We start from the raw sequence: 12,882 nt of genomic DNA, 5'->3' as shown, positions 1-12,882 counted from the left end.
CGGACTCCGCCGCGCTAGCCCCGAGTTCGCCTGTCTCCCAAGGCATGTGTGCGTGCCAGATCCACTACCACATCCGCTATCGGATTCGCGGCGCGAACACCACCCGCCGGGCCGGGCCGCCGGATTACGCTGAGCCGGTGACCATCCCCGCGTTTCCCGCTCCCGACATGCTGGTCGCCCGCCAGAAGCTGGTGCTCGACCACTTCCACGACGAGGTCCGCCACGCCTGGGGCGACGTGTTGTCGACCTTCCCGCATCCGCGTTACGAGCTGATCCCGCAACTGATCGTGCACGACGGCGAAGCGGCGGTGCGCGACTACTACGCCTACACGCGGACCGCGTTCCCCGACCAGGACCACGAGATCATCGCGCTGCGGCACAGCGCCGACGCGGTGATCGTCGAATTCTGGCTGATGGGCACGCATCGCGGTTACCTGGGCAAGGTGCCGCCAACCGGCAGCCGGTTCCGCGTCCGCATGACCGCCTACTTCCTGTTCGACGACACCGAAACCCTTGTCTGCGAACGCATTTACTTCGACACGCTGACCATGATCAAACAGCTGCTGGGTGGGCTGGACATGAAGAGGCCGGGCAACTGGCTGCTGGCTGCGCGCTGCGTGCGGGGGTTCTTGGCGATGTCGTCGGAAAAACCGGATCCGGCGCTGACCGGCGCGCCGTAAACTCCATCCAGGCAAGGGATCCAGGGAGGCTTCCGATGCGGGTTCGGCGGCTGCGCACCCGGTGCGGCCTGGCCGCGGTCGCGGCGGTGGGCTGCTGGGCCAACGCCAGCCTCGCCACCCCCACCGTCACCGCCGCCCCGCCACCGCCGGGCTCGCACACCGAGAAGTGGATCGACCTGCAGCCCGGTCAGTGCGTGGCCGACCTGCCGCCGGCCGACGGCAGCCGGGTCGACGTCACCGTGGTCGACTGCGCCACAGCGCATTTGGCCGAGGTGTATCTGCGGGCGCCGATGGCCGTGGACGCCGCCATCGCCAGCGTGGCGAATCGGGATTGCGCGGCCGGGCTGCCCGGCTACACCGGTGGCGACGGCGGTCGGTTTTCGATCACCTATCTGATCGATTCGAATCAGGATCGCACCGGCGCCAACCCCACCCCGAGCACGGTGATCTGCCTGCTGCAGTCGTCCGACGGGCAGCCGCTGACCGGGTCGGCGCACCGCCGGGCGGGCTAGGCGATGACGTAGTCGCTGAGCGGGAAGCTGCTGGCTTCGCGGATCGAGTTCAGCGTCGACGTGGGCCGCAGCAGCGAGGCCTCGCCGCTGGGACTGAAGTAGTACGACCGCGATGTGGCGCAGTTGCCGGCATAGAACACCGAGTTGTCCAGCAGTTTGGTCATCCGCTCCATGAACCGGTCGTTGGCCTCCTCGGTGACCTCGAAGGTGGTCGCGCCGCGGCGCTTGACCTCGCCGAGCAGCCGGTCCATGTGCCGCATCTGGTATTCGATGGTGTGGAAGAAGGACAAGCCGGAGAAGGCGAACGGGCTGGCCAGGCTCAGGTAATTGGGGAAGTACGGCATGGACACGCCCTGGTAGGCCTGGAACCGGGTCTCGCGCCACCACTTGCCCAGGTTGCGGCCCTTGCGGCCGATCACCTCGATGGCAGGGAAGTTGGCCTCCCACAGGTCGAAACCCGTTGCCAGCACCAGGGTGTCGATGACGGTCTTGCGTCCGTCGGCGGTGACGATGCCGTCCGGCTCGATCCGTTCGATCGGGTTGGTCTGCAGGTGCACGTTCGGCTGGGTGAGGACGCGGTAGAAGCTGTTGGAGAAGGTGGGCCGCTTGCAGCCGCAGTCGTAGTCCGGCGTCAGCTTGGCGCGCAGTTCCTTGTCCCGGATCCACCGAAATCGGTTGATCTTGGCCAGATCTGAGGCGGAGATGTTGCCCCGGCCGCGGGATTCCTTGAAGTGCAACGCGCCGACGATCATGATGATCTCGAGCAGCACGTCGGTCACCCAGCGCAGCGCGCGCTGCGCCGCCGGCACCCGCGCGAACAGGCGCCGCACCGCGGGGTCGAACTCGAAATCCACCTTGGGCAGCACGTGGGTGGCGGTGCGCTGGTAGACGGTCAGCTCCCCGGCCTCCTTGGCCAGCTCCGGGACGACCTGCACGGCGGACGCCCCGGTGCCGATGACCGCGATGCGCCGGCCCTGGTAGCGGTAGTCGTGGTCCCACGCCGTGGTGTGCACGACCTTTCCCCCGAAGCTGCCGATGCCCGGGATGTCGGGCGTGTGCGGCTGCGACAGGAAGCCGGTCGCGGTGATCAGGAAGCGGGTGGTCAGGCTCTCGCCGCCGGCCAGCGCGACCCGCCACACCTCGGCGTCCTCGTCCCACTGCGCGCCCTCGACGGTGGTGTTGAACCGCATGTGCCGGCGCACGTCGTATTTGTCGGCGACGTCGGCGGCGTACTGCTTCACCTCGCCGCCCGGGGCGAACAGCCGTGACCAGCCGGGGTTGGGCTCGAACCAGTACGAGTAGGTGGTGGACGGGATGTCGACGGCGATGCCCGGGTAGTGGTTGACGTGCCAGGTTCCGCCCAGGTCGTCCTCGCGGTCGAGGATGACGATGTTGTCAAAGCCCAGGCGCTTGAGCTGGATGGCGGCGCCGATGCCGCCGAAACCCGCACCCACGATGATCGCGTCGAAACGGTCTGTGACCACAGCCTTGCTCCGTAGCTACCTAACCCATACTTAACGAATACCTAAGCTTTCCCTAAGATACGCAACTCTAATAGGCCTCGCCGACAGGCGCATCCGAGCTTTGCCAGTATGTGACCATGCTGACACCCGCGCGGTAATGCGGTGAGGGGTCATTGCGCGCGATTACCCCGTCCTTGTCAGCGCAAACGCCGGTCCGGGCCCCGCTCGGGCTGACCCGGTTCGGGTATTAGCTCGGCAGGCGGGCGCGGCGGCTCGCGGTGATTCTTATCTTGTGGCCGGGCCGGCGGCGGGCGTCCCCTGCAGTTGGCCGAGGAACTCGTGGCAGCGCCGCGCCCGCTCGGAGTCCTGGGCCATCACCTCGCTGAAGAAGGAGGCGATCTCCTCCATGCCGGCGTTCTTCGCGTCGCGCACGTACTGGCCGTAGTCGTGGCCCGCCTTCAGCGAGTGGTACTGGACGGAGATCAGGTCGTAGGTCACGTCGTCGAAACCCGTTTCACCCGTTGCCATGTCGTCACCTCGTCAGACCGTGAGTAGTGGATTATGTGCTCGCGGTCTCCGGCTACCCGCCCGTGGATACCCCAAACGACGCTTAGACTGTCTTGGTACAACGACGCGACTGCGCAATTGCGGCGTCGGTCCGATGGAGGCGACGCCGCCCCTGTCCACCGTTCGTCGCCGCGCCCGGGCATACAGGAAAATTTCATTAAACGGTCGGAAACTTGACAGGTTTGGGAGGGGCTTGCATGGGCATTTTCGACGGCATGTTCGCACGTCACATCGTTCGTTCTCTCGGTTCAGCACTGGTCATGGCGGCCTCGGGTGTGGCCGCCTCGGCGGTGTCCGGTTCGGTCATCCCCACCGCCGCGGCCCAATGTCCGGACATCCAGGTGGTGTTCGCGCGGGGCACCGGTGAAGCCCCCGGCGTCGGCCCCACCGGGCAAGCGTTCGTCGACGCCCTGCACCAGCGGGTGGGCGGGCGGTCCTTCGACGTCTACCCGGTCAACTACCCCGCGAGTGACCAGTGGGACACCGGCATCGAGGGCATCAGAGATGCGGGCGCACATGTGAATTCGATGGCGCACGACTGCCCCAACACCAAGATGGTGCTCGGCGGCTACTCGCAGGGCGCGGCCGTGATGGGCTTCGTCACCTCGGCCTCGGTGCCCGACGGCGTCGACCCCAACACCGTGCCCAAGCCGCTGGATCCCGAGGTCGCCAACCACGTCTCCTCGGTGGTGCTGTTCGGCATGCCCAACGTGCGCGCGATGAATTTCCTGAACGAGCCGCCGGTGGTCATCGGCCCGGCCTACCAGGACAAGACGCTGAAGGTGTGCGCCACCGAGGATCCGGTGTGCTCGGACGGGATGAACTTCGCCGCGCACAACACCTACGCCAACGACAACGAAATGATCGACAAGGGCGTCGCGTTCGCCTCCAGCCACCTCGGCCTGGGCGGGCCGGCGACGGTGGCGGCGCCGAGCGGCGGCGGCTTCGGCAGCTGAGCAGCCGCTCGGCTAGCCCGACGCGGCTTTCGCGTTCAGGAAGGCGACGATTCCCGTGGTGACCGCGGCGGCGTATGCCGCCCGGCCATCGGGGCTTTCCATTCGCGCGGCGTCACCGGCGTTTTTCATGTTGCCGAGTTCGACCAGCACCGCCGGGTACTGAGCCAGGTTCAGCCCGGCCAGGTCGTCGCGGCCGTACAGGCCGTCCGAGCCGATGTAGGTGGCGGGCTGAAAACCAGCCTGCGCCAAGGCATCTCGCATCGCATGGGCGAGCTGCACGGCGGGGCCGGCCTGGACGTCGTTCAGCGGCGGGCTGGAGTAGTTGACGTGGAATCCGCTGCCGGACGCGGGCCCGCCGTCGGCGTGGATGCTCACGATCGCGTCCGGTCGCATCGCGTTGGCCGCGTCGGCGCGCTGGTCGATGCACGGACCGACGCCGCTGTCGTCGGCCCGGGACAGCTGGGTGTGCACGCCCATCTGGTTCAGCGACGCGTTGATCAGGCCGACCACCGCCCAGGTGAACGCGTGCTCGGGATAGCCGTCGTCGGCCGCCGCCCCCGAGGTTTGGCACGGCTTGCTGCCGCCGCGACCGTTGGGCACCGGCCGATTGATCGACGCGTCGTTGACGGCGTTGTGTCCCGGGTCGAGGAAGACCGACATGCCGGCCACACCGGCCGCCGCGCGCGGGCCGGGCAGTACCGCACCGGCGGCCAGGATCACCGGCATGGCGCCGGCGAGGCGCAGGACGTCGCGGCGGGCCACGGACCGCGGCCCTCGGCGATCACTCACCGCGCGATGGTAACAACCGCGGGCTCTACATACTAAAAAGTATGTTATGGTCGTGCGCATGTCCGTGGTCGAACATCACGCCCTGCATGGCATCACCGACGAATTCGTGGCGCGGTTGGGCGAGCGCGCCGAGGAGGCCGAGCGGCTGCGCCGGCTGCCGGCGGCGACGGTCGACGAGTTCCGGCAGACCGAGCTGTTCCGCCTGCTGTTGCCGGCCCGGTTCGGTGGCCTGGAAGCCTCGTTTCCCGAACTGCTGCAACCGATTCGGCGAATGGCGCACGGCTGCGCGTCGAGCGCTTGGACGCTGGGTTTCTATGCGCTGCACAACTGGATGCTGTCGTTGTTCGATCCGCGGGCGCAGCGGGAGGTCTTCGCGTCCGGGCCGGTGCTGGCGCCGGCTCCCCTGGCGCCCACCGGCCGCGGCACACCGGCCGACGTTGGTGTGCGGCTGACCGGCAGGTGGTCCTGGGCGACGGGGGCGATGGACGCCGATTGGCTGATCGTCGGCGCGTTGATCGAGCGCACCGACCGCATCGATCCGGCGTTGGTCGTGGTGCCCGCCGGGCAGGTCGAGGTCGTCGACACCTGGCACACCGCCGGCATGCGCGGCACGGGTTCGCATGACGTGGTGATCACCGACGTCTTCGTTCCCGAGCATCGGCTGGTGGCGGTGGCCGACATCTACGGCGGGACCGCGCCCGGCGCGCGCGAGCACGCCGCCGCCACCTATCGCTGGCCGATGGTGCCCGCGCTGGCGCTGACGGCGGCGATGCCCGTGCTGGGGGCGGCGGAGCGGGTGGTGCAGCTGTTCGCCGACCGGCTCGGCGAGCGGGTGCTGGCGTATAGCGCAGTGGCGCAAAAGGATCAGCCCGCCGCGCAGATCAGGCTGGGCGAGGCCCGGGTGCGGCTGGACGCGCTGCGGGCGTTGGTCGCACAGACCGCCGACCGGATCGAGGCGATCGTCGCCGACGGCGACCGGGTGAGCCGCTCGGTGCGGGCCGAGGCCCGGCTGGCGGCCGCGCGCACGGTGCACGAAAGCCGGGCGATCATCGCCGACGTGATGGAGGCGTCCGGCGCGAGCGCTCATTTCCTGTCCAGCCCGATGCAGCGCGCCAAGCGCGACGTGGACATCGCCGCGGGGCATGTGGTGTTCGACTACGACACGAGCCGAGAGTTGGCCGGGGCGTTGGCGATTGGGGCGAAGATCTCCCCGATCTCAATGATCTGAGGCCACGCCCGCCTCGGTCAGCATCAGGTCGAGGAATCGTTCGCGTTGGGCCAGCGATTGAGCCTGCTCGGCCGAGCCGGTGAGGTGCAGCAGTCCGATGCCCGCGGCGAAGGTCAGCTCCGCGCGCAGCTTGGCGTCCTCCGGGGAAAAGCCGTAGTCGCGGTAGGCCTTGGTGACGGTGCGCAGCAGGTGCCGGTCGGCGGCCCGGATGTTCTCGGCGGCGACCGGGTCCAGGCGCGCCCATTCGCGCATCGCCCGCTCCAGCATCCAGTACTGCGGGCTGACCAGGGTGCCCATCATGGCTGAGAGGCGCTCCCGGGGTGGCAGCGAGTCGAGCTCTGAGAGCGCCTGGCGGTCGCGTTCGAGGAACTTATTCCACGATTCGACCAGGGCGGCCCGGTAGTTGTCGATGTCCTCGAAGTGCCAGTAGAAGCTGCCGCGGGTGACACCCGCCTGCTGGCAGAGGCGTTCGACCTTCAGCGCCCGCACGCCCTCTTCGGCGAGCACGGTGTAGCCCACCTCGAGCCAGTCCTCGACTGACAGACGGGTTGACTTGGGCTTGGGTGCCACATCATGCAGATTACGGGAGGCGCCCTCTCCCCTGAGGAGATTGGCGATCTCGGTGCCGCCTTGTTGGGCTCAGCTCGTCGGCGGTATGGGCAGCCGGGCGGTCTCGTCGAGGTCCACCTCGAGCGCATTGAGCATCAACGCCAGTCCCGCGTAGCGGTTGATCACCATCAGTGCCTCCACGGTGGCCTCGGTGCCGAGGGCGCGGTGGACGCGATCGAAGAGTGGCGCGGCGACCCGGCGGGTGGTGACCAGCTCGGTGGTCAGGTGCAGCACCGCCAGCTCGGTGGGGGTGAGATCGTCAGTCTGCCAGCCGGTTTCGGAGATGACGGCGTCGATGGTGTCGGGGTCGATGCCGACGGTTCGTGCCACGTCCCGGTGTTGGCCGAGCTCGTAGGGGCAGTCCATCGCCGATGCGGTGCGCAGGACGATGAGTTCGCGCAGCCGTCGGGGCAGCACCGGGCTGCTCAGCGCGGCATCGCCGGCGACCATCCAGCTGGTGAAGACCTTTTCGGCGTTGGCCAGGGCGCGGTAGACGTTGAGATTGCCGCGGCGCGCGGTCAATTCGCGGGCTCTGGCGGGCATCTCTTCGGGCCGGCGGTACGGGATGCGGGTCATGTCGCTGCGTCGATGTCGAGGTCCGTTGCGTTAAGGACTAATGCCAGGCCGTAGTAGGTCGCGACGATCATCAGCATCTCGGTGAGGGCCTCGTCGCCGAGCAGTGTGTGCGCTTTGGCGAAGGAGGCGTCGTCCAGGCGGTGGGTGGTGCACAGCTCGGTGACGGTGTCGATGACGGTGCGTTCGTCGTCGGTGAACCCTGCCGCGTCGAGGTCCGCCTTGTCTTGCAGGGCGTCGATCTCGTGATCGGTCAGGCCGGCCGCGCGGCCGAAGACGACGTGTTGGGCGAGCTCGTAGGGCGAATCCTGCAGATGCGCGACGCGCAGGATGATCACTTCGCGCAGCCGCGGGGTGAAGGTTTCGGTTTCGAAGAGTTGGCTGGCCATCTGCGACCAGGATTCGAAGATGTTGGGCGCGTTGGCGATCAGGCGTAGGACGTTGAGAGTGTCGGGGCGCTCCAAGAGTTGGCGGATGTGGTCGGGTTGCTCGTCGGCGTTCGCGAGGGGCATTCGCGTCACGGGGTGGTCCTTTCGCGGTGGGCTCCTCGACCTTAAGTTGCCAGCCTGCGGGAGTCCCGCGCCGTGATGGTGCGTGCCGCAACGCGCGAGCCTGGGCTCGGGGCTGTTGCAGACCTCGGCGGCGGCACTGCTGGCACCTTGGGACGGCGGTAGATGCTGAAGCGCCCTGCGTCGAAAGATGTAGAGCGTTGCGAAAAGTGCTAACTCATGTGCTTCCATTGGATGTTCGCTTAACCGATCTGATGTCTATCGAAATCAGCTGACGTGGTCGGCCAGCTTAGGCGCCCGTGTCGTTTAGACGGCTGCCAAATGGCTGCGGAGTTCCTTCGGCAACATTGCGCCCACCCCCAGCTCGGACACCGCTGTGCGCAAATTTCTCCAAAGCTGGATACGAATCATCTCTTTCGACAGACCGTGCATAGTCGCCAGAGCCATCTCGACATCACTGACCGCACCTGGCTGACGTATCGAACGGGATGTTCGATCTCCAAACGGATGGTCAGTCTCAGTAAACACCCGGTCGATGGGGATCGATCTGAGAATGTCGTCACGCCTCAGCATCGCCGCGTTGATCGAGAAGTAGCACCCGAGCTCGACTGCACGAGCTGTCTCTGTCGGCGAGCCCAGCCACCAGTGCAAGACAATGCCCGCCAGCCCGGCCGCGGCAAGCAGATCCAACACCTTGCTCGTCGCTAAATAACTGTGGATGGTAGCGATACGAGGCTTGTCGCGCAGGGCCTCAAGGACCGACCAGAACGTCATAAGCTGCGTTGTCATCGGAACCCGTGACTTCCCGTCGAGTCCTACTTCCCCCGCGAACGCGGTAGCATCCAGCAGACCAGCAAACTGATTAGGCGAGAAATCCCGTTGCGCACTAAGCAATCCCGGGTGGCATCCGACACCCCAAACTGTCGTCGGATCGTTACGGCGCAGCGCCGCCTCCGCCTCGCCTAGCGACCGGGTAACTGCGAAGACGGCGGCACCGAGTGCGGTGAGCTCATGCGCCGCAATGGCTGGCTCGATGTGGGCGTGTAGGTCGAGCGCCGGCAGCGTCCTCATGCGAAGTAATTCTCCAGCTCAATACATGCCCGCCGACACAACTCGGCTGCGGCCGAAATCGGGTAGTTCGGTGGCAGGCTCATGGTCGCGAGGTCACGGGTGCGCACGCTGCGTCGCAAGAAGCCTTTCATGGAGCGCTCAACCGAATTCCTTATCAGCCAGTCCTTGACCCGAGTGCTGGTGTTGGGATCGATGTAGTCAGTGGTGTCTTGGAGCCCCGCAGCCTTGAATGAAGCTCGTCGCACGACGCATCCGAAGCAAACGCCACATTGTTTGGTTACCGGCAGCCCAAACGCTCGCTGACCGGTCAGACCGCACGAGTGCGTCGCGCTCAGACACACTGCCGACTTATCGCCGCCGACCAGTTCGGCTGCCTTGGTAAACATCTCACCTTTGGTCATCGCGGTGAATGGGTTCTGAATTTCTCCATGTGCCCCAACACCGGACAAGATTTGTGCCAGGCCGTCCAGAAACGCCGGGTGCGTTGTGCGTGTCGATAGGCTGCCGCGACGGTTGGGGTCGAGTGGAGGGTTGAGTGATGCGAAGCCGTTCTCGGGAATCCACAGCGGCACTCCGTCTACGGATGCTGCCGCCAGGCCGAGGCTCAGAAGTAGCAACGATCGCGAGCGGCTGGACGGCTCGTTCGCAAACGGCGAGCCGTCGATCTGTTTACTGCTGCGGCGCAAACCAATCTGCACGTGCACTTGCGCTGGGCCCGGTATCAACTTCTCGGCTGTCGTGGCCACATCACGCTGTATCGGCGCAAGGTTCTTGGCGCCGACATGTGACAACAAGAGGTGTCCTTCATCACCGGCCAACTGAGACCTCGACAGCAACGCTCCAACGGCGGAGTCCGCACCGCCGCTCAGGAGAACAACTCGCTTGGGAGCGACCAATGGCAGCTGCTTAGCCACCGGCTCCTTCGGCGGCCGGGCACGGTAGAACTCCAACGTCCATGCGTCGCCTGTCAGAAAATCCAGCAGACGCTCAAGCTCGGCCTTGGCAGCGAGCCACGGCTCCGGCTTCCCCACAGGAACTCGCAGTCGAAATTCGCGCTGTGACCAGTTCGAGCCACCGCCCGACCGAAGGGTCGTCCGGTCGGCTGCAAACACGAGCAGTGCCAGGCGAACGAAGTCGACGTTCTCCGGGCGAACTGGTCCGAGCTTGCCCAGGCGGGGTCCGTACGGCGCCTCGAACGACGATGGCCCTTCTGCCGTCCAGTAGAAGTTCTCCCGCAATTCGGCTGGCTTGGGCGCCTCGGGTACAGACAAGCGGAGTGTGAAGTCAGGCATGGCTAGCTGCTCACTCCGTAAATCTGCTTCAGCGTGTCAATGCCTTCCTCGATAGCCTTCGACAGTTCGGCTTCGGTGACGCCATTCACGGATAGATCGACCTTGCTGGCCAGTACTTCGGCCGCCTCGAACAACTCCTCCTCGGCCACGGCGGCGACTTCTTCCGGCCGCTGGTTTAGCGCTTCGGTGATTTCTGTGGCGAGAACCTCAGCCACGACGGCAGCAATCGAGTGCCGGGCAATCTCCTCAGGCGCGGGCGGGCTGCCGCTCTCGGCTTGTTCGAGCACCCACTCGGCGACACTGGCAGCGACGTAACGCTCTTCGTGATCTTCTAGAGTGCCGTTGCCCAACGGTCCGCAGGCGGCCTCAACAATGCGGGTCGTTACCGCGATCGGGTCGCCGAGCGTCCGCAGACTGTCGAAGTCGAGTCCGAGCGCGGCTAGGCCGGCTCGATCGCCGGTGGCGTAAGCGTATGCCGCTGCACCAGCTCGTCCGGCTGCACCGGCAGCACGGGTTGTCGAACGTCGAAGTCCACCACTTCGGCGACCGCCACCACTTGCGCCCGATTCCCGCACACGGCCGCCGGCGCCAGACATCCCACCGCCACCACCCCCGCCACCGCTAGGGACTCGTGGACGCAGCTGCGCCAAGGCACCAGACACCAACTGGGGAGGTAGCTCGATTACCTCGCTGCTATTACCGCCACTAGTAGTACTTCCATCACTAACGACACCGGCGCCCCCACTAGCATCCCCGCCGGTGAGGCTATCGATCCATGCGTCGGCGCCAGCCGCCACATCACGACCCGCTTTACCCCCCGCGCCGCCGTAGGCACCGCTAGTGCCCATCTACCTAGCTCCCTGTGTCGCCAATCCAGCTATGGCGTTCTTGAGCGGCTGATCGGACGTGCGGTTCGACCAGTCACTTAGCACCGCAGCGAACTGGGTTGCAGGCTTGCCACTAAACAGCAGGATGACGGGCGGGCGAATGTCCGCAACGGGCAAGGCCTTCAACGCCCTCTCGGCGTCGTTCACTGTGGCAGGCACGACGTTGGTGATGCGCAGGATTCCCCCGACCGCACGGCTCATCTCAGTCGGTCGGTCGCGGGCTATCCGACCCAGATGCTCGACCAGGGTGACAGCATCGGTGACGCCGAGCGCCCGCAGGTCGTCATCGGTCACTGCCTTCTGCTCGATGCGCGAGGAAGAGAGGAGGTTAGTCGCAATATCACGCAGCCGTTCCGGCAAGCCAACGTCGATAAGAGGTGTACTGCCAAACGATGCCGCGAGGTGGAGGTAAGGACTGAGGTCGATTTTGGCCAGTGGCGGTGGCAGCTTCGCCCAGCGAACGAAGTTGTCCGAGAACTCCTCGGCCTTCTCCTTGGATGCTTCCTGGGGTTTCTTGCTGGCCGCTGTCTTCTTGCTTGCCTTTGATGCTTCACCATCGTCTTTCGACTCAGCCGCAACAGCTTCCTCCTCGGTCGAGGGCCCGCTATCCACCCGCCCAGCCAGACGCTCAAGCTCGGCCAGCTTGTCGCGCAGCTCGCCGCGGGCCAGCCAGTCCAGGACCTTATTGAACTCGTCCGGCAAAAGCAGTTCCAACACCATGAGTTTCGCCACCACGGCGATGTCGAGCTCGATGCCACGGCGGCGGGCAATTGACGCTCGGACGTTAAGGTCGTTGAGGAAGCGCTTGACCCGACGCGGGCTACCACGCAGCTTCTCGTAGAGCATCGGTGTCAGGCGAGCCGCGAACTGCCGCTCACCGGTGATGTCAAGGCCAGCCGGGACTGTTAGGTCATCAAGCGAGCCCGCCTTGGTCCGCAGTTCGGTGCAGCCGGCCAGGATGTCGGCGAAAGTCTCGGGATTCAGCTCAGTCTGTGGGCGGTTCTGCAGCTGCAACAGCAGCAGATACGCCTCGGTGTCGAACCGACTCAGCGCCGGGAGCTTCAGGGTCGTCTGGACGATCTTGTGCAGGTACAGCCGCGCCGGCTCTTCTTCCGGGTCGCTCGGCTCGGCCTTCGGATAGCGATCACGTAAAGCGTCGGCCACCCGGTCCTCGTCTGCGGCTATGACGAACGACATCTTGCGAACGGACAGGAATAGGCGCATGGTTTCCAGCGTCTCGACAACCGTTTCCGGTAGGCAGCGGTCGAGATCGTCGACCAATACGACTACGCGCTTGACGTGGGCAAGTGCGTCGTCACTGAGAAGGTCGGCGAATTCGGTTCTGAACTCGTCCAGTGTCTTGCTTTCAACCTCCTCGCCATCGGCGGGCTCTTCGTTGATAAGGCCGCTCAGGTCATCGATGGTCGGCAACTGCAGCGTGATTGACGATCTCGCTGCAACTTTCAGTGCTTTGACCCAGTTGACGCGTTTGGCGAGCTTCTTGAGGAGATTCTGTGCCTCCTCCGACGCTCCACCTCTACGCTTCAGTTCCTCCTGTAGAGCGGTCAGCACCTCGCTTATGAGCGTCGCCTTGGCCCCGACTGAGGGGTCGTAGCGCCACGGATCGCTCTGGACGACGAGAATCTGCTCGTTCTCTTGGGTAGTGCTGCGCTGTTGCAGGTCGCTATCGATGAGCCGGAGCACCGTACTCTTGCCGCTGCCCCACGGACCGGAAACACCAAGCGC

Annotated in this window: 15 protein-coding genes; 4 read left to right on the top strand and 11 right to left on the bottom strand. The window is 65.7% G+C overall.

From position 1 onward, the window contains the following. Positions 1-137: 137 nt before the first annotated feature. Entirely contained in the window at positions 138-680 is a 543-nt protein-coding gene (locus NF20_RS06555; protein ID WP_033713365.1) for an ester cyclase, read from the top strand. Positions 681-715: 35 nt separating this feature from the next. Beyond that, positions 716-1,192 carry a hypothetical protein gene (locus tag NF20_RS06550; RefSeq protein ID WP_033713277.1) on the top strand — a complete coding sequence of 159 codons (477 nt, stop codon included), beginning with the start codon at positions 716-718 and terminating at the stop codon, positions 1,190-1,192. Here NF20_RS06550 and NF20_RS06545 read toward each other — a convergent pair. After that, positions 1,189-2,676, bottom strand: a complete 1,488-nt coding sequence (locus NF20_RS06545; RefSeq protein ID WP_033713275.1) for a flavin-containing monooxygenase — start codon at positions 2,674-2,676, stop codon at positions 1,189-1,191. The genes NF20_RS06550 and NF20_RS06545 overlap by 4 nt on opposite strands. 264 nt (positions 2,677-2,940) lie before the next feature. After that, a complete protein-coding gene (locus NF20_RS06540) occupies positions 2,941-3,183 on the bottom strand; it encodes a hypothetical protein (RefSeq protein WP_003878208.1) in 243 nt (80 codons plus the stop codon). A gap of 236 nt (positions 3,184-3,419) precedes the next feature. Here NF20_RS06540 and NF20_RS06535 point away from each other — a divergent pair, with 236 nt between their 5' ends. After that, the gene (locus tag NF20_RS06535) at positions 3,420-4,178 is read left to right on the top strand and encodes a cutinase family protein (RefSeq protein WP_003872393.1); all 759 of its coding nucleotides are present in this window, start codon (positions 3,420-3,422) and stop codon (positions 4,176-4,178) included. A gap of 12 nt (positions 4,179-4,190) precedes the next feature. Here NF20_RS06535 and NF20_RS06530 read toward each other — a convergent pair whose 3' ends face one another. Beyond that, positions 4,191-4,967, bottom strand: coding sequence for an Rv3717 family N-acetylmuramoyl-L-alanine amidase (locus NF20_RS06530; RefSeq protein WP_033713273.1), 777 nt, complete (start codon positions 4,965-4,967; stop codon positions 4,191-4,193). 58 nt (positions 4,968-5,025) lie between these two features. On the opposite strand from NF20_RS06530, the gene NF20_RS06525 reads away from it, so the two are divergent. Beyond that, on the top strand, positions 5,026-6,195 hold the full coding sequence (locus NF20_RS06525; RefSeq protein ID WP_033713364.1) for an acyl-CoA dehydrogenase: 1,170 nt from the start codon (positions 5,026-5,028) through the stop codon (positions 6,193-6,195). On the opposite strand, the gene NF20_RS06520 is transcribed toward NF20_RS06525, so the two are convergent. The 8 genes from NF20_RS06520 to NF20_RS26075 form a co-directional block, all read right to left on the bottom strand. Beyond that, a complete protein-coding gene (locus NF20_RS06520; protein ID WP_019734505.1) occupies positions 6,184-6,714 on the bottom strand; it encodes a TetR/AcrR family transcriptional regulator in 531 nt (176 codons plus the stop codon). The two genes, NF20_RS06525 and NF20_RS06520, sit on opposite strands and share 12 nt — an antisense overlap. A gap of 120 nt (positions 6,715-6,834) precedes the next feature. Beyond that, positions 6,835-7,380 carry a carboxymuconolactone decarboxylase family protein gene (locus NF20_RS06515; protein WP_023865715.1) on the bottom strand — a complete coding sequence of 182 codons (546 nt, stop codon included), beginning with the start codon at positions 7,378-7,380 and terminating at the stop codon, positions 6,835-6,837. Further along, on the bottom strand, positions 7,377-7,898 hold the full coding sequence (locus NF20_RS06510; RefSeq protein ID WP_023898829.1) for a carboxymuconolactone decarboxylase family protein: 522 nt from the start codon (positions 7,896-7,898) through the stop codon (positions 7,377-7,379). The genes NF20_RS06515 and NF20_RS06510 overlap by 4 nt, the downstream gene beginning before the upstream one ends. Before the next feature lie 294 nt (positions 7,899-8,192). Beyond that, positions 8,193-8,957, bottom strand: a complete 765-nt coding sequence (locus NF20_RS26085) for a TatD family hydrolase (RefSeq protein ID WP_033713270.1) — start codon at positions 8,955-8,957, stop codon at positions 8,193-8,195. Beyond that, positions 8,954-10,249 carry a 7-cyano-7-deazaguanine synthase gene (locus NF20_RS26080; protein ID WP_075362276.1) on the bottom strand — a complete coding sequence of 432 codons (1,296 nt, stop codon included), beginning with the start codon at positions 10,247-10,249 and terminating at the stop codon, positions 8,954-8,956. The genes NF20_RS26085 and NF20_RS26080 overlap by 4 nt, the downstream gene beginning before the upstream one ends. 2 nt (positions 10,250-10,251) lie before the next feature. Further along, the gene (locus NF20_RS28045; protein ID WP_019732359.1) at positions 10,252-10,599 is read right to left on the bottom strand and encodes a hypothetical protein; all 348 of its coding nucleotides are present in this window, start codon (positions 10,597-10,599) and stop codon (positions 10,252-10,254) included. An 89-nt stretch (positions 10,600-10,688) separates the two neighbouring features. Further along, the gene (locus tag NF20_RS28040; RefSeq protein WP_224142653.1) at positions 10,689-10,904 is read right to left on the bottom strand and encodes a hypothetical protein; all 216 of its coding nucleotides are present in this window, start codon (positions 10,902-10,904) and stop codon (positions 10,689-10,691) included. Positions 10,905-11,097: 193 nt separating this feature from the next. Beyond that, positions 11,098-12,882, bottom strand: a 1,785-nt coding sequence (locus NF20_RS26075; protein WP_155947433.1) for a KAP family P-loop NTPase fold protein, incomplete at its 5' end; no start/stop codon positions are given.

Origin of the sequence: Mycobacterium sp. MAC_080597_8934 (assembly GCF_000523975.1) — a bacterium.
Classification (GTDB): domain Bacteria; phylum Actinomycetota; class Actinomycetes; order Mycobacteriales; family Mycobacteriaceae; genus Mycobacterium; species Mycobacterium avium.
The sequence above is the reverse complement of the archived record's forward strand: the minus strand, read 5'-3'. Positions and strand labels throughout refer to the sequence as shown.